Below are 20596 nucleotides of genomic sequence, written 5' to 3' on the forward strand. Positions count from 1 at the left end.
AGACATATCTCACAACTTCTCTTCGGAGGCCTGCACGTAGACGACGCCCTGTCCGACGCAATGCAGTTGCATCGCCTCGCCGGAGCCCTTGCCGACCGCGTCGCGCCAGCTGAGTGCCGATTTCAGTTCGGTCTGCACATTGCCGTAGGCGGCGACGAACGCCTGCGGATCGACCACGATCGGATGTGGCCCGCCCACCTGCAATTCCAGGAACCCGCCGTGCGCGAGCAGGACCGCGGACCCCTGGCCCGCGAGCTGGGTGGTGAACATGCCCTGACCGGTCAGGGTGCCCGCCGCGGCGCCGCGCAGCGCGCCCATGATGCCGCCGCCACCTCCGCCACCGCCGCCGGAACTCATCACCGAGACGACCGAACTCTGCAATTGCGCGCTGTTGGCGAGCAGTCGCGACGCCTCGACCCGCAGGGTCGCGCCGGGCTGCATCTGCACCACGTGCACTTCGAGTCCGGCCAGGCCGTAATGCACTTCGCCGTTGCCTTGGGCGAGCATGGTGCGCTCGTGCTCACCGGCCATCATCCGGCCCGCCATCCCCATGATGCCGCCGCCGCCCATCCCCTGCGCGCCGGGAATCTGGTGCGGTGAGAAGGAGATGTCGCCGGTGTAGAACAGCATCGCGCCGTTGCGCGCGACGACGCCGCCCGCCATGCCGACGTTGACCTTGACGACTTTTCCGTTGACTTTCTCGAACATGGACCTGCCCCTACCGTTCCGCCGGCTGGATCAACACGACGCCCTGGCCATCCCAGCGCAGCGAGAACGCCTCGCCCGCGTCCTGGCCGACCACTGTCCGCCACGACACATCGGTGACGAAGGACTGCTGCAGGTTGCCCTGCGCCGCCACGAACGCGTCCGGGTCGACGATCAGCGGGTACTGCGGTGACACTTCGAGGTGGATCAGCGGGCCGCCCGCCGACAGCAGCGCGACCTGGCCCTGACCCGACACCGTCGTGGTGAACAGGCCCGCTCCGGTCGACGCGCCGCGCACACCGGCGAAACGCACGTCGGTGCGCAGGTTTCCGGCGAACGCGAGCAACTGCTGCGATTCGACCTGCAGGGTGTCGCCGTTGATGTTGATCACGGTGACGTCCTGGCCGTTGACGGCGAAGAAGACCCGGCCGTTCCCGCCGCATTCCATCAGCGACAGCTTCTCGCCGGTCGCGCGCCGCTTCATGCCCGCGAGTACACCGTCGCCGCCGCCGAATCCGGCGCTCTTGAACTGGACGTTTCCTTCATAGGCGATCATCGAGCCGGAGATCGCGCGGATACTTGTTCCGGCGAGGTGCGCCTCGATCACCTTTTTCGACTGTTCGAACAGTTGCGCCATGGGGGAGTCTGCCTGCTGTCTTGTCCGGGAATGTGGGAGTTCTCGCCACTTCCAACTGTTTTCCGCGGGAGTTCCCGCACCCCGTAGATCGCGCGGGACCGCGCAAATGTGTCCCATCGATCTCTCGTGTGCCGACACACTAACCGATGTCGGCCCGGGAGTCGGGTCGTGTACGGCGCTTACCCGGGTCGCACCGAGTCCGTTTCTCGTAGAGTGGCTACCGAACGCACCGACAAGCGAAGGGTCGACCTTGTCCGCAACACTCGCCAAGGGCCAGAACGGGCCGCTGGCCTCCAATGATGTGGTGATCTCCATCCAGCTGACGGCTCCGGCGGATCTGTCCGCGCTCCTGGTGACCGAGCGGGGCAAGGTCAGAACCGACGCGGATTTCGTGTTCTTCAACCAGCCGAGTGGACCGGGCGTGAACCTGCAACCCGCACCCGCCGGGCAGCCCGCGTCGCTGGCGGTGTCGCTCGACACCGTGCCGCAGGATATCGACCAGATCCGCGCCGTGATCACCCTCGACGACCCGTCGAGCAATTTCGGACAGTTCGCCCCGCCCACCGCCATCGTCTCCGACGCGGCGGGCAACCGGCTCTACGAGTACCAGATCGGCGGGCTCGCGACCGAGTCGATCGTCATCGCGCTCGAGCTGTACCGCCGCCAGGGCACCTGGAAGGTGCGCGCGGTCGGGCAGGGTTACGCGGGGGGATTCGCGGCGCTGGTCACCGATCACGGTGTGAGCGTCGAGGACTCGTCCCAGCCCGCGCAACAGCCCGCCGCCCAGCAGCCGGTCGCGCCGCCGCCGGTCCCGCCGCAGCCCATGGCACCGCCGACCCAGCAGGCCCCGCAGTACGCGGCGACCGGCGCGTATCCGCCTCCCACCCAGGGATACCCGCCGCCACCGACCCAGGGTTACCCGCCGCCGCCCACTCAGGGGTACCCGCCCCCGCAGCAGGCGGCGCCGCAGCCGACCGGCGAGGTGAGCCTGAGCAAGGACCGGCCGGTCAGTCTGCAGAAGGGGCAGAAGGTCACCCTCCGCAAGGAGGGCGGCACCGCGCTCACCTTCGTCAAGATGGGTCTCGGCTGGGATCCGGTGCAGACCCGCGGCATGTTCGGCAATCGCACCGTCGACATCGATCTCGACGCCTCGGTCATCATGTTCGCCGATATGAACCCCGCCGATTACGCCTACTACGGTCAACTCTCGTCCAAGGACGGGTCGGTCCGGCACCAGGGCGACAATCTCACCGGTGAGGGCGAGGGCGACGACGAGGTGATCCTGGTCGACCTCACCAGGATCCCGGCTCACATCACCACCCTGATCTTCATCGTCACCTCCTACAAGGGACATACCTTCGAACAGGTGCAGAACGCGTTCTGCCGCTTGGTCGACGGCGCCAACAACGCCGAGCTGGCGCGATACACCCTCGCGGGCGGTATGCGGTTCACCGCGATGGCGATGGCGAAGGTCTACCGGTCCGGGGGCGATTGGAAGATGCAGGCGCTGGGTGAGGGGTTCCAGGCCAAACATCCCGGCGAGGCGATTCCGCAATTGGGCCGGTTCCTTTCGGCCAACTGAGGCGTGCACGGCAGGGTAGAACACGTGATGCAGCTCAAAGCGGGCCAGAATTTCGCGCTGTCCGGCGACACCGTTCGATTCAGCGCGGAAGCCGAGGTGGCCCTCGATATCTCGGCGCTGGTGGTGGCGGAGAACCTGCGGGTCATCGAGCCCGAGGATTTCGTCTTCTACAACCAGCCGGGCACTTCGGGCGTGAGTCTGTCCGAGGGCGGGGTGACGATAAGCCTCGCCCAGGTGCGTCCCGAGGCCAAGGCGGTGCTGCTCGTCGTCAGTGCCGACCCGGTCGCGCCCGCCGCGTCCGGGCTCGGTTCCGTGGTCGCCACACTGGCCGAGAACAGCACGGTGACGGCGGAATTCGCCATCACGCCCACGGCGGGGGAGACCGCGCTGATCTGCCTGGAGGTGTATCGGCGCGGCGCGGACTGGAAGGCGCGCGCGGTCGGACAGGGCTACGCGGGCGGGCTGGAGGTCCTGCTCCCCGCGCACGGCGTCGACGTGGACACCCCCGCCGACGCCACGCCGACGCCCGCCCGCGACACGCTCTCCGCTCCGCAGGCGGGCGCGCATCCCACCGGGCCCGCCCCGGTCGAAGTGGCGCACGGTCTGGAACGGCTGTGGATGATCTTCGAGGACGCCGCCCGCTCGGCCGCCGCCCTGATCTCGGCCCGCGATTACGCCGCCACCAGGCTCGATACCGAATTGTCCGCCGCGGTGGCCGATCCCGCGACGCGCAACGGACCGGATGCGGTCACCGCCCGTCGGGAGGCGCAGCGCCGCGCCGACGAACTGATCGCGACGGCCGAGAGCAACCATCGGCGCGACGCCGAACACCTCATACGCGAACTGGCCGAGGCCGACCGCAAACTGCCGCCCGCACTCGCCTCGTGGACCTCGCCCGCCTGGGACGGGCCGCCCGCCCCGAGTGACGGAATCCGCCTCGGCGAGCTGTACGCGATCGAACGCGGACCGTTGCGGGTGCCCTACTGCGTTCCGGTGCCGCTCACCCGGCCGCTGTGGATCGATACCGAGAGTTCGGCGGCGGTGGTTCCCGTCGTCGGCGCACTGCTGGCCCGGCTGCTCGTCGCCGATCCCGGCAGGCGAACCAGTATGGATGTCATCGATCTGACCGGCGCTTTCGCGGGACTGCTCACCCCGCTGTCCTCGGTGCTCAACGGACCGGTTGTCACCGACCACGCCGACATCTCACCGCGCCTACAGGCCCTCGCCGATGCCGCCGAACTCGCCGAGATGGCGTATACCAGCGGCAATTTCGTGCCGCCACAGGTGCATCGGGTACTGCTCGCCGCCGACTTCCCGCACGGTTACCAGGCCTCCGACGCGGTCCGTATCGCTTCCCTGATCACCAGGGGCGATCTGATCGGGCTGTCCATCGTGATCGTCGGCAGCGACGAATCCGAGTCGGGCGAGAGCGCGGTCTCCCTTCTGTCACAATCCTGTCGGCACCTGCCGACGATCGACGACACGCCCCTGTTCGATCCGTGGACGTCGAGCGCCTGGCAGCTCGAACTCGACCTGCTGCCACGCGATCCCGCGCACCGGGCCCGCCTGCTGCGCGCCGACTGACCGGAGCGAGTTCAGCGGCGGACGCGCGAATCCCGGTATCGGTCACCGATCCCGCTCGGCCGCAGCGGTGCCGGAAGCCACGGGCGCGGCGGATCGGGCAGCCGATCCAGGATTCCGCCGACCGGGTCGTCGACACCGTCGCGGCGGACCAGATCTTCGTCGGGCCGGTAGATCTGGCGGACGATGACCGCGCACAGGGCGATGACGGCCAGGTCGCGCAGGATCACCGTGCCGGTGAACCACTGCTCCGGCACACCTTTCCGGTCGAGGCCCAGGTAGTAGAACATGCGCGGAACCCAGACCAGCGCGTCGATCGTCATCCAGGCCAGCAGGACGCGCCGGTGCGGTAGGGCGAGCACGGCCACCGGGACCAGCCACAGCGAATACTGCGGGCTCCAGACCTTGTTCGTCAGCAGGAACGCGGCGATCACCAGGAAGCACAGTTGGGCCAGGCGGGGACGCCGCGGCGCGGTGAGCGCGATATAGCCGATGATCAGGCAGGCCACCACGAACAGCAGCAGTGAGACCAGATTGAGGATCGTCGGCGCGACACCGTGGGGCAGATACCCGTCGAAACCCTGCCATCCCGTGAACGAGGTGATGACGTTGTAGATCGAATCCGGATCGGCGTGCCTGGTGGTGTTGAGCCGGAAGAATTCGCGCCAGCCGTCCGGGAAGAGCACGGCGATGGGCAGATTCACCGCGATCCAGGTGCCCGCCGCGGCCGCGATCGTCGTCGCCGCCGCGCCGAGCGGACGCAGGGCGAGCAGGTCGATTCGCGTCGGGATCCCGCGTATCCAGTCCATCAGGGCCGTGGGGCTGTCGATATCGCGGATCCGCGGCAGACCCGAACCGTAGCCGGGCACCCGGTACATCGGGTCCGTGCGCAGGGACAGCACGAGGATCGGGCCGAGCAGCAGCAGCGGATAGAGTTTCGCCGCGCCGCCGAGTCCGAGCAGCACCCCGGCCAGCACCGGCCGTCTGCGCGCCCAGGCCAGCAGGCCGGTCGCGGCCAGCGCCGTCGCGATCGCGTCGAAATTGGTGAAGGCGTGCACGAGGACCAGCGGTGAACAGGCGATGAGCGCGGCGTCCCAGATCCGGCGTCCGGCGAGAATGGCCGAGGCCCACACCGTGACCAGCCACGCCAGTGCCAGCCCGACGGCGATCACGTTGAAGTAGATGACCACTTGGAGCGCGCCAGGCAGCGGCGCGCTGTCCCACGCCTTGGCGATCTGCATGCCGACGTACTGGTAGAGACCCGAGAGCACCGGATACTCCATATATCTGGTCTCGGTGCCGCCGTCTGGAGTGTCCTCGGTCCACTGTTTCTTGTACGGGAAGGCGCCCTCGTCCAGTCGCTCCGCGCCGTAGAGCGGGACGGTGTCGGAGTAGCACATGGCGACGTACTGCCTGCCGTTGTGCCAGTCCAGGGTGGGTTTACCGTCGGGCCCGTCGGTCTGCTGGATGCAGCCGGCCTTACTCGCCCAGCCGAGCGCGAGGAAGATCAGCGTGAACACGAACAGCACCCGCAACGGCGTCCAGATCCTGACCCGGCCGATGAGCGCGTGGTCGCCGACCGGACCGCCGACCACCGTCGACAGTTGCGAGACGAGCGAATCGTTGCGGCTCGGTTTGTCCCTCTCGTCCGCCGAGCGCAGGTCCGGCGCGAGCGGACCGGGTGAGAGATATCGCGCGCCACCCATCGGTTCCCCGCTGGGGTGCGGCGCGATGGCCTCCGCCCGCTCGTCCACCAGTCGCTGATCGGTCACGGTACTCGAGGCTACCGTTCCCGTGAGCCCGCACGCGGACCACGTCGAACGGCCACGATCCGGCAATCCGCTTGCCCGGCCGCGGATCGGCACGGATTACGGGCGGTGCGTGAACCTGGATGCACCCGACCGAAATTCGGTGGGCGACGGGTCGCAACGCTGATAGTTTGAGGTAGACCGCTGGGGAAGCTGGTCGTTTCGACGAAAACGGGGGTAATCATGGTCGGGAAATTGCTGCTGGCGTTCGCTGTCGCCGGGACGGCGCTGATCGGTTCCGCGGGTAACGCCTCGGCCGGATACGGGTCCCTCTCCGAGTGCCTGACTTGGGCCGGGGTTCGCGACAGGTGCGTCACGATCTCGGATGGCACCTACGTGGTGCTGAAGGGGTACGGGTCGTACTCGGAATGCCTGACGTGGGCCGGTGTGCACGACCGGTGCTACCAGGATCCCAATAGGTTCTGGTACATCACGCCCGTCTGATCTGGCGGCACCACCGCTGAGAAAGGGCCGAAGCCGACTCGTTCGTCGGCTCCGGCCCTTTCACGATTCGGAGGCTAGCGGCTCCTGGTCGGCACGGGTTTCGGGGATTCGTCCTCGGTGTCGCTGTTACCGGGTCTGGATCCCGTGGTGGGTTGGGCGCCACTGCTCGGTGCGACCGGCTGGCCAGGCAGCGGGCCGGGATCGTCCTGTTTCGGCTGTTGCTGTTGGCTCTGTGGGTTCGGCTGGACGCCCGGTACCGGAATCGTGATGCCGGGCAGGATCTCGACCTGGGTCGGCGCGACCACGACCGGCGGCACGAAGGAGGGCACCGTCGTCGAGGGTGGCGTGTAGGCCGCACTCCACTCCGGCACACCGGACTGGCCCTTGATCGGAGCGGGTTTGGGGAAGGACTCGTTCGAGGTGCCGGAGAGCGCCCCGTCCATGGTGGCCTTCCAGATATCCGACGGAAGACTGGAACCATAGATCATCGCGCCGCCGTAGTTGCGCAGCGGCGTGTTGTCTACGCTGCCGACCCAGACGGCGGTGGACAGCGACGGGGTGTACCCGACCATCCAGGCGTCCTTGTTCTCACCGGTATCGAGCAACTGCGCGGTACCGGTCTTAGAGGCCGACTCGCGTCCGCCCGCAAGCCCGTGATTGCGTGAATAGCCCGCAATGGGCTTCATCGCGGCGGTCGCGTTGTCCGCGACGGCCGCGGCGACCCGCTGCTCACCGGCCACGTCGCCGCGGTCGAAGAGAACCTGGCCGTCGGCGGTCACCACCTTCTGCACGAAATGGGGTGCGTGGTACATACCGGAGGCCGCCAGAGTGGCGTACGCCGAAGCCATGTCGAGCGGCCTGGCCTGGTACTGGCCGAGCACGATGCCGTTGTTCGGTCCGGAACCGTCGGGTTCGGTGAGGGTCTTGCCGACGCCGGGAAGAGTCTCCGGGATACCGAGCTTGTGCCCCATGTCGGCGATCTTCTGCGGACCGTTGCCCATATCGAGCTGCATCCGGTAGAAGCTGGTGTTCAGCGACCGCTTCAGCGCTTCGGCGATGGTGCAGGTACCGCACTGCTCGCCTTCGACATTGGTGATCTTGATGCCGTTGACCGTGACCGGCGAACTGTCGTACATCTGCGACAGCGGAACGCCCTGCTCCAGATTCGCCGCGAGACCGATCACCTTGAACGACGATCCGGTCTGCAGCGCGGCATTGGCGAAGTCGTAGCCCTGGCCGTCGTTGCCGCCGTAGTAGGCGCGCACGGCGCCCGTCTTCGGATCGATCGACACCACCGCGGTCCGCAACTGCTCCGGCTCGCCCTCCATGGTCGAGGTCGCCGCGTCGACGGCGGCCTGCTGGGCCTTGGGGTCGATGGTGGTGGTGATCTGCAGGCCTTCGGTATTGAGCGCCTTCTCGCTGATACCGGCCGCGGTGAGTTCGTCGAGCACCTGGTTCTTGATCAGGCCCTCGGGGCCGGAGTCCAGGGTTTTGTCCTGGGTGGCGGCGACCGGAAGCACAGCCGGGTACTGCATGCTCTGCCGCTCGGCGGCCGCCAGATTGCCGCCGTCGACCATGCCGTCGAGCACATAGCTCCAGCGGGTCTTGGCGCCTTCCGGGTTCTTCTCCGGATCCAGCAGCGACGGCAGCTGAATGGTCGCGGCGAGGACGGCGCCCTCGGCCGGGTTCAATTCCTGCACCGGCTTACCGAAGTAGGCCTTGGCCGCCGCGTCGATACCGTAGGCGCCGCGACCGAAGTAGATGGTATTGAGATAGGCCGTGAGGATCTCGTCCTTGCTCCACTGCCTGGCCATCTTCGCCGAGACGACCAGCTCGTGCAGTTTTCGGCTGAGCGAGCGCTCATCGCCGACCAGAGCGTTCTTCACGTACTGCTGGGTGATGGTCGAACCACCGCCCGCGCTCTCCTTGCCGAGCAGGTTGTCGCGCGCGGCGCGGGCGAAGCCCGTGGCCGAGAAGCCGGGGTTGGTGTAGAAATCACGGTCCTCGGCGGCGATCACCGCGTTGCGCACATGCGGCGGGATCTGCTCGATGGTGACGTCGGTGCGGTTGCCCTGCGGCGGCACCACCTTGCTGAGCACCGTCGAGCCGTCGCTGGCGTAGATCAGCGCGACCTGGTTGGTCTTCAGATCGCCGGGTTTCGGTACCGAGACCGTGGTGTAGGCCACGATCGCGACCGTGCTCACCGACAGGATGACGACCGCCATCAGCGCGTAGATGGTGCGGCGAATCGTCTTCCACGGGATCTTGCGTTTCTGTCCGGGACCACGGCCGTCGGTGCCGTCACCGCCGCCGCCGCGCCGAGGCGGCGGACCCGAAGGCGGTCCGCCCGCGGTCGCGCGCCGTTCTCCGGTGGTGCCCGCCGTGCCGTTGGGCCGCCTCGCGCCGGGACGGCCGTCGACGGCGGGCCTGGATCCGGTGGCGGGACGAGCGCCGGGGCCGGGACGTTCGGCCGAGGTCGGCCGGGGACCGGTGACCGGTCCGCCACGCCGCTCGCGTTCGGCGACCGCTTCGCTCAGCGACGCGGGCCGAGGACCACCCTGGCGGGGGCTCGCGGGGTCGCCGGGGTGTTGGGCGCGTCCCGGCGCGGGCTGACCGGGCCGGACGATCTTCTGGGTCGCCTGCGGATTGCCCTGGCCGGGTTGCGGCCGAGGCTGGGGCCGCTGGTTCGGCGGGGGAACCGGCCGCTGCGGGGGCTGCTGGCCACGGGGTGGCGGCGCGCCGTGCGGCGGCGGTGCTCCCCGGGACGGGGGCGGCGGCGCGCCGTTGGGGCCGCCGCGGGGAGTACCGCCGGGTCGCGGACCGCCGGGAGGCGGCGGGCGGTACCCGGGTGGCGGCGTCGCGCGCTGCGGGTCGGGACGCTGCGGGTCGGGGGATCCGGGATGTGAACTTCGCTGAGCACGGCCGCCGTGCGGTTCATCGCCGTAGGGGGAAGTCTCGTAGGGCGAATTCACTGACAAGATCTCCATAACTCGTATCGGACTGCGGGACGGGGCGCGGTCGTTGACATCGCGGGGACGGAGACACGGGGGCTCCGCATGTCATCCAGGTGGCAGATGACCATGCACACTATTCGGCGCACACTATTCGGCGACAGTACGCCGGTTGGTCCGGGTACCGGTACGCCGCCGTGTCGGCGTCGGGGCTGTTCCGAGTACGTAGGACTGCACGAGATGATTCCAACTGCAGCTCCGGCACACCTCGACGACGTGCACGGAGAACTCCTCGCGGCTCTCGGCCAGGCGAACCAGTTCCTCGGGCGTACGGGCCGAGCCCGCCATCTGACCGAGGCCGTCGCCGTAGACCCAGGAAACCAGCGTGAGCTGTTCTTTCCTGCAGATTGGGCACGTGACCTCGCTCCCCCGACCGTGGAATTTCGCCGCGCGCAACAGGTAGGGATTCGCATCACATACCTCGGCGACGTCGACCCGGCCCGCATAGACGTCAGCCAGCAGCGACCGACGCCGAAGCGCGTAGTCGACGACCTGCCGCTGAATTCGCACGAGAACCAGAGTAGCCGTGTCTGATTGGCGGCGCTGGCGCGCGGCGGTTCCCGAGCGCCGTGCGCGAGGGCCGTCGGTGATACCGCACCGCGGGCGATGTCCGACCAGAACATACTCATCGCCGCGCTGACCGGGCCACCGCCGTTTACGATGCACCCGTGTCCACCACCGCTTCAGGGCGCATGCGAGCGCGTGACCTCGACCGCTCCACGGTGTCCAGCGTGCTGGACGCCGCCTACGCGGAGGGGCAACTCGGCGCGGGCGAATATCACGACCGCACGGCGCGCGCCGCGTCGGCCAAGACACTCGGTGAACTCGACGCCCTGGTCGCCGACCTGCAATCGCCAACGGCGGTAACCGATCTCACGTCGCGGCGGGCGGGTGCGTCGCGTGACACCCGAACGACGAGTTGGCGCAACGCGCTGATCGGCCGACGTACCTCCGGTGGTTATCCCGGCCACACCCGGGCCCGTGAGATCGATCGCGCCGCGACGGTGCGCGCCCTGGACGACGCGCGCGCCGAAGGGCAGCTCACCGCGGACGAACACGCGGCGCTCACCGAACTCGCCGCCGAGGCGAGAACACTCGGTGACCTGGCCGAACTGGTGGACGATCTCCAGCGCCGCGCCGACGCCCCGCTCCCGCCGAGTCCGCCGCGCTCATATCGGAGCACCGTGTTGAACGCCACCCTCGGGGTGCTGGCGGTGCTGGCCGCGATAGCCGGTTTCGCGGTCACCGGCCGCGAGGATCCACCGCCCGTCGCGCAGGCGAGTGTGCCTGTCGACCTGTCGGCGGTGGAACCGCTGGTCATAGCCACGCCCAAACTCACGACCGCCGCGGGGATGACGCTGTTCCGTGAGCGCTATCGCGCCAAGTTCGGCGACACGATCGTCGACGAGGTGTGGTTCCACGAGGATTACGCCTCGGTGAAGCGCGTGGCTCCCGACGGCGCGCAGTGGACGGTCGGCTACGACTATCGCGGCGGATTCCAACCGGCGCCCGGGCCCGTCCTGTCCACCCGCGAACGCGACCGGGTGCCCGTCGATCTGGCCACCGTCGATTTCGAGGCCATCGACAAGGTGGCCGCCGCCGCACCGGTGACGACGAAAGTCCCGCAGGGGGTTGTCTCGGCCGTTTCCATCGATGTCCCCAACTCGGGTTCGTTCGGCGGCAGGCCGGTCGCGGAGATCAACGTGCGCAACGAGCGCTCGCAATACGGCGACGTGCAGGTTTCGATTACCGGTGAAGTGCTGAAGGTGCGTGAGGTCCGATGAAATCGCCGGTGACGAACGAAGCGGTGCGGTGATGGCGTCGACGACCTCCCGGGTACGGGCGCGCGACGACGACCGCGCCGATGTCTGCGGCCTGATCGACGCCGCCCTGGCCGACGGCCAGTTGAGTTCGGACGAACACGCCGCGCGCACCGCGGCCGCGATGAAGGCCGAATATTTCGGTGAACTCGACAAACTCACCTGGGATCTCCAGATTCCCGGTGCGTTCGCCGATACGCCGGTGGTGCGCGGCGGTGTGCGCAGGCGTACGCGCTGGTGGATTCCGGTCGGGGTCCTGCTCGTCGCCGCCCTGCTCGGTATGGGCGCGGGCTGTGTCGGCTCCGCGGCCGACAAGATCTCCGGGCCGCCGCTGCCGGATCTGACGACCGGTGCGGGCCAGGCCTATTTCATCGATCGATATCGGGCGGAATTCGGCGATACGGTCGCCGACGATCTCACCATCTACCCCGGCTACGCGCTGTTCCACAGAAGTACCGACAACCCCCTGAAATCGCAGTACTACCATTTCGACGGCGATTTCGACGAGTTCGGTTCCGAATCCGCCCGCAAGCCGACCACCCCGACCGTCGACTTCGGCACCGTGAACCTGCCTGTTCTGGCTCGGCTGCTTGCAGGCGCCGTCGACTCGGTGAAGGTCCCGAACGGGCGCATCAGTCATATGAGTCTCGCGCTGCCGTCCGGTTCGGAACCGGACGCGGCGCCCCTGGTGTCGATCTACGTCCGGAACGAGGCGCAGGACTCCGGCTCCATGGAGATCGCCTTCGACGGCGAAGTGCTCGAAGTCAGCCCGCTCCGCAAATAGTCGGCCGTAACCAGCGGAAACGCTACTTATATCGGACACGACTGTGCATAGATGTATCGGCGCGATATAGTTTGTCATCGCATCCATCAGTCAGGTCTGGACACACGTCAGGGGGTGAAGCCCGATGCTCGAGTTGGCAATCCTCGGGCTGCTCCTCGAATCGCCCATGCACGGATACGAGCTGCGCAAGCGGCTGACCGGTCTGCTCGGGGCATTTCGGGCCTTCTCGTACGGTTCGCTCTATCCCACCCTGCGTCGCATGCAGGCGGACGGGCTCATCGCCGAGGAACTTCCCGCGGGCGCGGTCACCCGCCGCGCCAGGCGGGTGTACGACCTGACCCCGGTAGGCCGGGAGCGGTTCCAGGAACTGCTCGCCGATACCGGACCACAGAACTACACCGACGACGGCTTCGGCGTTCATCTCGCCTTCTTCGGCCGCACCCCCGCCGAGGCGCGGATGCGGATTCTCGAAGGCAGACGCAGGCAGGTCGAGGAACGCCGAGAGGGATTGCGTGAGGCGATCAAGCGGGCCAGCGGCTCGCTCGACCGCTACACACGCCAGCTCCACCAGCTCGGTCTGGAATCAAGCGAGCGCGAAGTGCGCTGGCTCAACGAGTTGATTGCGGCGGAGCAGTCAACGAAGGCGGCACCACAGAAAGAGGGAAACATCGGCCATGACTGACACCAATACGGCTGGTAACGCCACCGAAGTACGCGTGGCCATCGTAGGCGTTGGCAACTGCGCCTCCTCCCTGGTCCAGGGCGTGCAGTACTACCACGACGCGGACGAGACCGCGGCCGTGCCCGGTCTGATGCACGTGAAATTCGGCCGGTACCACGTCCGCGACGTCAAATTCGTCGCCGCGTTCGACGTGGATGCCAAGAAGGTCGGCTTCGACCTCGCCGAAGCGATCTTCGCGAGCGAGAACAACACCATCAAGATCTCCGACGTGCCGCCCACCGACGTCGTCGTGCAGCGCGGTCCGACCCTCGACGGCATCGGCAAGTACTACGCCGAGACCATCGAACTGTCCGAGGCCGAGCCGGTCGACGTCGTCAAGATCCTGAAGGACGCGAAGGTCGACGTCCTGGTCTCCTACCTGCCGGTGGGTTCGGAAGAAGCCGACAAGTTCTACGCGCAGTGCGCCATCGACGCGGGCGTCGCCTTCGTCAACGCGCTGCCCGTCTTCATCGCCTCCGACCCGGTCTGGGCGCAGAAATTCGTCGACGCGGGCATCCCGATCGTCGGCGACGACATCAAGAGCCAGGTCGGCGCCACCATCACCCACCGCGTGATGGCCAAACTGTTCGAAGACCGCGGCGTGCAGCTCGACCGCACCATGCAGCTCAACGTCGGCGGCAACATGGACTTCAAGAACATGCTCGAGCGTGAGCGCCTGGAGTCGAAGAAGATCTCCAAGACCCAGGCCGTCACCAGCAACCTGAAGAAGGAACTGGGCGCCAACGACGTGCACATCGGCCCGTCCGACCACGTCGGCTGGCTCGACGACCGCAAGTGGGCCTACGTGCGCCTGGAAGGCCGCGCCTTCGGCGACGTGCCGCTGAACCTGGAGTACAAGCTCGAGGTGTGGGACTCGCCGAACTCGGCGGGCATCATCATCGACGCGGTGCGCGCGGCGAAGATCGCCCTCGACCGCGGCATCGGCGGACCGGTCATCCCGGCATCGGCGTACCTGATGAAGTCCCCGCCGAAGCAGCTGGCCGACGACGTGGCCCGCGAGCAGCTGGAAGCCTTCATCATCGGCGCGTGATATTCGGCGCCTGACGGATACGAAACCGGCCGGAGGACACGTCCTCCGGCCGGTTTCGTATTTTCTTGTGTCGTAGGGTTTTTCAGTCCAGGGAGACGTATACCTCTACCGACGTGGGGCCGGTGTAGCGCTCCAGCTCGGCGGTGTGGGAGCGGGTGATGATGCCCGCGCTCTCGGCTTTCGCGACCTGGGCCCAGGCGGTGCGGAGCAGGTCGTAGGGCTTGTCGGAGACAACGAATTTCGCGTAGCGGCCGTGGGGGATGCGGGTCATGACGTCGCCGGCGTCCATCTCGTCGATATCGGCGATCTCGTAGCCGAGTACGGCGACGGCGTGATCGTTCTGGGCGATGTAGGCGGCCACCCGCGAGACGTCCTTCTCCCTGGCCAGGTAGCGATCCCAGGTGAAATTCACCAGGTCCAGATCGCGCGCGGCCACCTCGCGGCCGGACAGCGGAATGGTGAGTCCGGCGACCAGGCTCTCGTCCAACGTGACGATCTCGAAATCCACAGTCCGTTCCTACCCGTCACTCGGTTCGACTGCCACCGCGACGAAAACCTCCGCGGTGCGGGCATCGGGATAATGTTCCCAATCGCCGGTATAGGTGCGCACTATGCGGCCCGCGGCTTCCGCGTCCCACACCGCCCGCCAGATGCTGACGATGGTATCGCCGAGATTGTCGCCACTGGCGACGAAACGGGCGAAACGTCCCGCGGGCACCCGCGCGAGAACGTCACCGGGCAGCAGGTCGGCCACGCTGTGACAGCGGTAGCCGACGATATGCGTCAGATACGAATTGATCTCCGGCGCATGGTCGACGTACGCGCTGGTCGGTGGTCCCGGTAGGCGGCGCGCCAGAACGCGCTTCCATGCTTCCTCGACCTTCGCGCGGCGCGGGCCTTCGACCGCGAGCGCCGGGCTGCGCAGCACCACGCCCGCCACCAGCGTCTCGGGTTGGTCAACGACATTGAAATCCACCGGCGTAGCCCCTATTTCTAGTCTGTCTTCACTATGCGGCGCTGCCGGGCCCATCGTGGCCGCGCAGGCAGATCGCCTACGGCCCGTCGCTCGCGCCTGATATTCAATTCGCGGCAGTCGGCGGGCCGAATCGCGTTCGCCGCGTTGTCGTCGCTCGAGCGCATATCTTCCCGCATCGGTCTCTCGGTCTCGCCATCGGGCCGAATTCCGGTCGGCGCCGATACGCCCACTCTGACAAACGATGCTGCCATGTCCCGCGTTCCCGGTGGGCGTCGTAGGTCACAAGATCGACACTAGATGGCACGGCCGAGTGATTATCGCCCCGGGGCGGCGCATGTTTATCGCCCTCCGGGCACGTTCAGCCCGGGGAAGATCTCCGTTGGGCGGGGTTGCTCGGCGCCGGGCGGGATGATCACCGGCGGTGCGGGCTTGGTGGTCTGCGGCGGATTCAGGATGTCGTACGGGCCGCCCGAGGGTTTGCCGGGATCGATGAGTCCCGGCGTCGCACCGCCGGGGACATCCAGTGTCGGAAATTGTTCTATCGGTGTTCCCTCCAATGCCGCGTCCATCATCTGTTTCCAGATATCCGCGGGTAATCCGGAACCGTAGATATCTCCGCCACGGGCCGTGCGAATTGCTTGTGATTGTTCCGAACCGACCCAGACGGCGGTGGACAACGACGGCGTGAAACCGATCATCCACGCGTCCTTGTTCGAATCGGATTCACCGAGTTGTGTGGTGCCGGTCTTGGCGCCGGACGGGCGTCCTCCGGACAGTCCGTGGCCGTTGGAGTAGGTGGCGATCGGGAGCATGGCCTGCGCGGTGTTTTCGGCGACGGCGCGGGGGATGCGCTGTTCACCCGGCGGCATCTGCTCGCCCACCCTGGTCTCCTCGGCGCCGCGATCGAGCAGGACGCGACCGTCCCCGGTGACGACGCGCTGGACGAAATAGGGCCGGTGATAGATGCCCGACGCCGCGATGGTGGCGTAGGCCGATGCCATGTCGATCGGACGGACCAGGTACTGCCCCAGCACTATTCCGTTGAGTGGGCGACCACCGTCCTCGGTGAGGGTCTTACCGGCGACACCGGGGATCTCCTCGGGGATGCCGGCCTGGTGCGCGGCGTCGGCGATCGCCTTCGGCCCGTCGAACATCATCATGGTCAGCCGGTAGAAACTGGTGTTGAGCGACCGTTTCAGTGCCTCCGCCATGGTGCATTTACCGCAGTACTCACCGTCGACGTTGGTGATCTGGGTGCCGCGGTCGGTGACCGGCGCGCTGTCGAGGACCCGACTCAGCGGGATGCTCTGCTGCTGAGCCGCGATCGCCGCGAAAACCTTGAAGGCCGAACCGGTTTGCAGCGGAGCCTGCGCGAAGTCGTAGCCGAACCCGTCCGGCCCGCCGTAGTACGCGCGCACCGCGCCCGAACGCGGATCGATCGAGACCACCGCCCCGCGCAGGTGCGGCGGCTGGTTGTCGAGCCGGTCGCTGATCGCGCCGAGCGCGGCCTGCTGGGCTTTGGGGTCGATGGTGGTGGTGATCTGGAGCGCGCCGGTGTTCAGTTCGCGCTCGCTGATCCCGGACTCACGCAATTCGCGCACGACCTGGGTGCGGATCAGGCCCTCCGGTCCGCGCGACTCGGTGTCGTTCGGCAGATCGGCGATCGGCACGATATCCGGGAAGACCGTCGCGTCGCGGTCACCCGGCGCGAGCACCCCCATCTCCACCATGCCGTCGACGACGTAGTGCCACCGCGTCTTCAGTTCCGGCAGATGGGTTTCCGGATCGAGTATCGACGGTGTCCGCAGCACCGCGGCGAGCACGGCGCCCTCGGCCAGCGTCAGTTCCGCGGGCGGCTTGGCGAAATACGCCTGCGACGCGGCGGCGATCCCGTAGGAGCCGCGACCGTAATAGACGGTGTTGAGGTACGCGGCGAGGATGTCGTCCTTACTCCATTGCCGCGCCATCTTGGCCGCGATGATCAGTTCCCGCATCTTGCGGGTGAGTGTGCGTTCCGACCCGAGGAACGCGTTCTTCACGTACTGCTGGGTGATGGTCGAACCACCGCCCGCGTTGTCGTGCCCCGCGATGTTGTCCCGCACCGCCCGCAGGAACCCCGAGGTCGAGTATCCGGGATTGGTATAGAAGTCCCTGTCCTCGGCCGACAGCACCGCGTCCCGCACCGGCTGCGGTACCTGCGCCAGCGGCACCGGCGTCCGATTCCCTTCCGGTGGAACGACCTTCGCGATCACCGTGGTTCCGTCCGCCGCGAGCACGGTGGCGATCTGATTACTCTGCACCGCTTCCGGATCGGGAATCTCCGCACTCCAGTACACGAGGACGAACAGCAACGACGGCGCCGCGACGAAGAGAATGAACAACGCCAGGCATAGTCGCCGAAACCGCTCCCCTCGCGTACGCCTCTTCGGCGGAACATCTTCGGGGTTGGTCGTATCGGCCGTCATCGCCTCCCGCCGCGACTCCGCCACGCCCCCAGCGCTTTCCGCCCGCCTCTCCCGAGTCCCCTTGAACCCCGCTATCGAGGTATAGGGAACCTCTCCGGGCTCCTCCGCATCACCACGTCCGCGCCTCTTCCCGAACGAGCCCACGATCCTCTCCTCCCGGAGCGCAGCAGAACCCACCTGCGGTCGATACGGACACCTCGATCGTCCACACAGAGCCTGCCCCGGACTCTACCCGCGCCGCCTCCCTCCACGAAGAACACGCCCCCACCGGTGTTCCCCCTCTTCGTGCCCCCCGGCCGTCCACGTAACAGCGAAGTCCTACTTGCCCCAGCCGCATAAGCCTGAGTCAGTGCCCACACACACACACACCCGAGCCGCATGCGCCCGAACGCCACTCCCACCGGCCCGGCCTCCCCCACAGTCTTCCTCCACGGTGAAGGCCCACCTACCCGAATTCGTTCGTGCTGACGCCACCCGCGACCGTCCCAAGGCCAGCGTGGGCGCCGCAAGGTCAGCGTGGCCGCCATGGTCCCGCACATGCTCGACCCATCAACGACAAAGTCGTTCGATGTGCCGACCGGCGCCCCGCACGGCACCGCTCAGCCGAACGGCACCTTCGCCAGGTACACCTCACACCTGACCCGCACGCTCCCGAGGCACCATCCCCACATGCTCTGGTCGGCATCAGGCGCGACCATCGCGGCGATCAGATTTCCCAACACGATGTTGTCGATGACCGCGCCGACCGCGCCTATTCAGCCGACCCACCCAGCAGCCCCAAAAGCGGGTTTCCCACTCAACTTCCCCCGCACGGCGCGAGCCCGACGAGCGCCCGTTCGCGGCCGTCTCGCGTCCGAGCGGTCGAGACAATGCGCCGAAGGCGCGAGTATCGACCGCTCGGACGCGAGACAAAAAGGGCCGCGAACCCGCGGCCCCGGCCGCCAATATTTCAGCTCTTGACGCCGCCCGCCGTCAGGCCGGAGATGATGCGGCGTTGGAAGATGAGGACCATGACGACCAGTGGGATGGTGACGATGGTGCCCGCGGCCATGATGGCGGCGTAGGGCTGGACCAGCGGGTTGTTTCCGGAGAATCGCGCGATGGCGACGGTGACCGGTTCGGTGCTGCCGCTGGAGAGGAGCCTGGCCAGCAGGTATTCGTTGACGGCGGCGATGAAGGCGAGGATCGCGGTGGTGAAGACGGCGGGGGCGGCCAGCGGCAGCATGACCAGGCGGAAGGCCTGTGCTTTGGTCGCGCCGTCGATGCGGGCGGCTTCTTCGAGTTCCCAGGGCAGTTCGGCGAAGAAGGAGGCGAGGATGTAGACCGTCATCGGCAGGACGAACGAGATGTTCGGGATGATCATGGCCTGGTACTGCCCGATCCAGCCGAGGTTGGTGAACAGCTGGAACAGGGGGGTGACCAGGACGACGACGGGGAACATCGAGGCGCTGAGGATCAGGCCGGAGACGACGTAGCGGCCTTTGAAGGTGAGTCGTGCCAGCGCGTAGGCGGCGAAGATGCCGATCACCAGCGCGATGGCGGTGGTGATGGAGCCGATGATCAGGCTGTTGATCAGGGCGCTGCCGAAGTCGTTGCCGCGGCTGGTGTCGAAGGCGTTGCGGAAGTTCTCCAGCGTGACGTGGGTCGGCCACGGTGTGTTGTCGAAGGTGTAGTCGGGGTCGCGGAACGCGGTGACGGCCATCCAGTAGAAGGGGGCGAGGCCCCACACCAGCACGATCAGCACGCCGAGGTACAGGCGGACGGTGCCGAGTTTCTTGGTGAACGGCACCGGTCGCGTCGCGGGATTCTTGGTGGTCATCAGTGCGCCTCCGGAGATCTGCGGGGCACCCGCACCCGGTCGGGCCGAATGGCCGCTGCGCGATTGTGGCTCATCCTGCCCTGCTGTGGTCTGCGGGGCACCCGCACCCGGTCGGGCCGAATGGCCGCTGCGCGATTGTCGCTCATCCTGCCCTCCGTTGGTCTTCCTGTGTGCGGACGGCGTTCGCGCCGAGCACTTTCACGAGCACGAACGCGATCGCGAAGATGAGCAGGAAGGTGAGCGTCGACAGGGCGGCGGCGCTGTTGGGTCCTTGGCGCACCTGGTCGACGACCAGGATCGATACCGTGCGGGTGGAGGGGTTGCCCAGCGTCATGATCGCGGGCAGGTCGTACATGCGCAGCGCGTCCATGGTGCGGAACAGCACCGCGACCAGCAGCGCGGGTTTGAGCAGCGGCAGCGTGATCTGGGTGAACCGCTGCCACGCGGTGGCGCCGTCGACCTTGGCGGCTTCGTAGACGTCGGCGGGGATCACCTGGAGCCCCGCGAGCAGCAGCAGCGCCATGAACGGCGTCGTCTTCCACACGTCGGCGGCGATGACCGCGAATCGCGACGGCCATTCGTCGGAGGTCCACAGGATGTGGGTGCCGAACACGCGGTTGACCACGCCGTCGTACTGGAACATGAATTCCCACAGTCGCGCCGTGACGGCGGTCGGAATGGCCCACGGGATGAGCACGGCCGCGCGCAGCAGCGCTCGCCCGCGGAAGGTCTTGCCCATCACCATGGCCATGCTCAGCCCGATGCCCGCTTCCAGCGCGACGGTGATCACGGTGAAGAACAGGGTGACCCCGATGGCCATCCAGAACTGCGAGCCGAGGTTGCCGGTCGGGCACGAGACCGTCTCGCCACCGGCTTGGCACTGCTGCAACAGCCAGTGCGTGTAGTTCGAGAAGCCGGCGTTGCCGCCTTCGACGAACATGCCGGTGGACGGGTCGAGGCCCTGGTCCTTCTGGAAGGACATCCACAGCGCTCTGGCCACCGGATATCCGATGACGACGACGAGCGCGATCAGTACCGGGGTCACCAAGAGCCAGGCTCTACCGGATTTGCGTAATTCCAGCGCCATGCTCTCGCCGAATCCGCGTTTACGCGGCAGGAATTCGTCGTTCGGCACGCGCGTGGCCGTTCCCGAAGGATCCGACACCGTTATCTCACTCCTACGGGCTGGTCG

General features: G+C 67.3%; 18 protein-coding genes. 7 read left to right on the forward strand and 11 right to left on the reverse strand.

The genetic code is table 11. The features are described from left to right. Positions 1-9 precede the first annotated feature (9 nt). Complete coding sequence (locus tag DAT37_RS02880) at positions 10-708, reverse strand: AIM24 family protein (RefSeq protein ID WP_109523042.1); 699 nt, start codon at positions 706-708, stop codon at positions 10-12. A gap of 10 nt (positions 709-718) precedes the next feature. Beyond that, a complete protein-coding gene (locus tag DAT37_RS02885) occupies positions 719-1342 on the reverse strand; it encodes an AIM24 family protein (protein WP_109523043.1) in 624 nt (207 codons plus the stop codon). A 250-nt stretch (positions 1343-1592) separates the two neighbouring features. Here DAT37_RS02885 and DAT37_RS02890 point away from each other — a divergent pair, with 250 nt between their 5' ends. Further along, positions 1593-2924 carry a TerD family protein gene (locus tag DAT37_RS02890; RefSeq protein WP_109523044.1) on the forward strand — a complete coding sequence of 444 codons (1332 nt, stop codon included), beginning with the start codon at positions 1593-1595 and terminating at the stop codon, positions 2922-2924. Between the two features lie 27 nt (positions 2925-2951). Beyond that, entirely contained in the window at positions 2952-4508 is a 1557-nt protein-coding gene (locus DAT37_RS02895) for a TerD family protein (protein WP_232839494.1), read from the forward strand. An 11-nt stretch (positions 4509-4519) separates the two neighbouring features. Here DAT37_RS02895 and DAT37_RS02900 read toward each other — a convergent pair whose 3' ends face one another. After that, entirely contained in the window at positions 4520-6211 is a 1692-nt protein-coding gene (locus DAT37_RS02900) for a glycosyltransferase family 87 protein (RefSeq protein WP_109523254.1), read from the reverse strand. A gap of 285 nt (positions 6212-6496) precedes the next feature. Between DAT37_RS02900 and DAT37_RS02905 the strand changes: the two genes are divergently transcribed. Continuing rightward, on the forward strand, positions 6497-6757 hold the full coding sequence (locus tag DAT37_RS02905; protein ID WP_109523046.1) for a hypothetical protein: 261 nt from the start codon (positions 6497-6499) through the stop codon (positions 6755-6757). Between the two features lie 74 nt (positions 6758-6831). Here DAT37_RS02905 and DAT37_RS02910 read toward each other — a convergent pair whose 3' ends face one another. Beyond that, a complete protein-coding gene (locus tag DAT37_RS02910) occupies positions 6832-8982 on the reverse strand; it encodes a transglycosylase domain-containing protein (RefSeq protein WP_232839495.1) in 2151 nt (716 codons plus the stop codon). 876 nt (positions 8983-9858) lie between these two features. Next, on the reverse strand, positions 9859-10278 hold the full coding sequence (locus tag DAT37_RS02915; RefSeq protein WP_109523047.1) for a DUF5318 domain-containing protein: 420 nt from the start codon (positions 10276-10278) through the stop codon (positions 9859-9861). A 158-nt stretch (positions 10279-10436) separates the two neighbouring features. On the opposite strand from DAT37_RS02915, the gene DAT37_RS43785 reads away from it, so the two are divergent. The 4 genes from DAT37_RS43785 to DAT37_RS02935 all read left to right on the forward strand — a co-directional run bounded on the left by DAT37_RS43785 (position 10437) and on the right by DAT37_RS02935 (position 14144). Further along, a complete protein-coding gene (locus DAT37_RS43785; protein ID WP_157978247.1) occupies positions 10437-11552 on the forward strand; it encodes a DUF1707 SHOCT-like domain-containing protein in 1116 nt (371 codons plus the stop codon). Between the two features lie 31 nt (positions 11553-11583). Continuing rightward, positions 11584-12372, forward strand: a complete 789-nt coding sequence (locus DAT37_RS02925; protein ID WP_157978248.1) for a DUF1707 SHOCT-like domain-containing protein — start codon at positions 11584-11586, stop codon at positions 12370-12372. 124 nt (positions 12373-12496) lie between these two features. After that, positions 12497-13054 (forward strand): PadR family transcriptional regulator, encoded by a 558-nt coding sequence (locus DAT37_RS02930; protein WP_109523049.1) that lies wholly within the window; start codon positions 12497-12499, stop codon positions 13052-13054. After that, positions 13047-14144 carry an inositol-3-phosphate synthase gene (locus tag DAT37_RS02935; RefSeq protein ID WP_109523050.1) on the forward strand — a complete coding sequence of 366 codons (1098 nt, stop codon included), beginning with the start codon at positions 13047-13049 and terminating at the stop codon, positions 14142-14144. Before DAT37_RS02930 ends, DAT37_RS02935 begins: the two co-directional genes overlap by 8 nt. Positions 14145-14226: 82 nt before the next feature. Here the strand turns inward: DAT37_RS02935 and DAT37_RS02940 are convergent, their stop codons facing one another. From DAT37_RS02940 to DAT37_RS02960, 6 genes are all read right to left on the reverse strand, one after another. Further along, positions 14227-14652 carry a GyrI-like domain-containing protein gene (locus DAT37_RS02940; RefSeq protein WP_109523051.1) on the reverse strand — a complete coding sequence of 142 codons (426 nt, stop codon included), beginning with the start codon at positions 14650-14652 and terminating at the stop codon, positions 14227-14229. Between the two features lie 9 nt (positions 14653-14661). Beyond that, on the reverse strand, positions 14662-15120 hold the full coding sequence (locus DAT37_RS02945) for a GyrI-like domain-containing protein (RefSeq protein ID WP_109523052.1): 459 nt from the start codon (positions 15118-15120) through the stop codon (positions 14662-14664). 338 nt (positions 15121-15458) lie between these two features. Continuing rightward, positions 15459-17585, reverse strand: coding sequence for a transglycosylase domain-containing protein (locus tag DAT37_RS02950; RefSeq protein WP_109523256.1), 2127 nt, complete (start codon positions 17583-17585; stop codon positions 15459-15461). A gap of 949 nt (positions 17586-18534) precedes the next feature. Further along, on the reverse strand, positions 18535-19404 hold the full coding sequence (locus DAT37_RS02955) for a carbohydrate ABC transporter permease (protein ID WP_109523053.1): 870 nt from the start codon (positions 19402-19404) through the stop codon (positions 18535-18537). After that, positions 19404-19550: a hypothetical protein gene (locus DAT37_RS43790; RefSeq protein WP_157978249.1), complete on the reverse strand. Its 147-nt coding sequence runs from the start codon at positions 19548-19550 to the stop codon at positions 19404-19406. Before DAT37_RS43790 ends, DAT37_RS02955 begins: the two co-directional genes overlap by 1 nt. Beyond that, entirely contained in the window at positions 19547-20569 is a 1023-nt protein-coding gene (locus DAT37_RS02960) for a carbohydrate ABC transporter permease (RefSeq protein ID WP_408637357.1), read from the reverse strand. The genes DAT37_RS43790 and DAT37_RS02960 overlap by 4 nt, the downstream gene beginning before the upstream one ends. Positions 20570-20596: the final 27 nt, after the last annotated feature.

The sequence above is a fragment of the Nocardia aurea genome, from assembly GCF_003123685.1.
GTDB lineage: Bacteria > Actinomycetota > Actinomycetes > Mycobacteriales > Mycobacteriaceae > Nocardia > Nocardia aurea.

Excerpts from the sequence above, each read along its gene's own strand:
- DAT37_RS43790 (WP_157978249.1), bottom strand. The coding sequence starts at position 19,550 with ATGAGCGACAATCGCGCAGCGGCCATTCGGCCCGACCGGGTGCGGGTG.
- DAT37_RS02895 (WP_232839494.1), top strand. The coding sequence starts at position 2,952 with ATGCAGCTCAAAGCGGGCCAGAATTTCGCGCTGTCCGGCGACACCGTT.
- DAT37_RS02880 (WP_109523042.1), bottom strand. The coding sequence starts at position 708 with ATGTTCGAGAAAGTCAACGGAAAAGTCGTCAAGGTCAACGTCGGCATG.
- DAT37_RS02885 (WP_109523043.1), bottom strand. The coding sequence starts at position 1,342 with ATGGCGCAACTGTTCGAACAGTCGAAAAAGGTGATCGAGGCGCACCTC.
- DAT37_RS02900 (WP_109523254.1), bottom strand. The coding sequence starts at position 6,211 with ATGGGTGGCGCGCGATATCTCTCACCCGGTCCGCTCGCGCCGGACCTG.
- DAT37_RS02930 (WP_109523049.1), top strand. The coding sequence starts at position 12,497 with ATGCTCGAGTTGGCAATCCTCGGGCTGCTCCTCGAATCGCCCATGCAC.
- DAT37_RS02950 (WP_109523256.1), bottom strand. The coding sequence starts at position 17,585 with ATGACGGCCGATACGACCAACCCCGAAGATGTTCCGCCGAAGAGGCGT.
- DAT37_RS02935 (WP_109523050.1), top strand. The coding sequence starts at position 13,047 with ATGACTGACACCAATACGGCTGGTAACGCCACCGAAGTACGCGTGGCC.
- DAT37_RS02955 (WP_109523053.1), bottom strand. The coding sequence starts at position 19,404 with ATGACCACCAAGAATCCCGCGACGCGACCGGTGCCGTTCACCAAGAAA.
- DAT37_RS02910 (WP_232839495.1), bottom strand. The coding sequence starts at position 8,982 with ATGGCGGTCGTCATCCTGTCGGTGAGCACGGTCGCGATCGTGGCCTAC.
- DAT37_RS02925 (WP_157978248.1), top strand. The coding sequence starts at position 11,584 with ATGGCGTCGACGACCTCCCGGGTACGGGCGCGCGACGACGACCGCGCC.
- DAT37_RS02905 (WP_109523046.1), top strand. The coding sequence starts at position 6,497 with ATGGTCGGGAAATTGCTGCTGGCGTTCGCTGTCGCCGGGACGGCGCTG.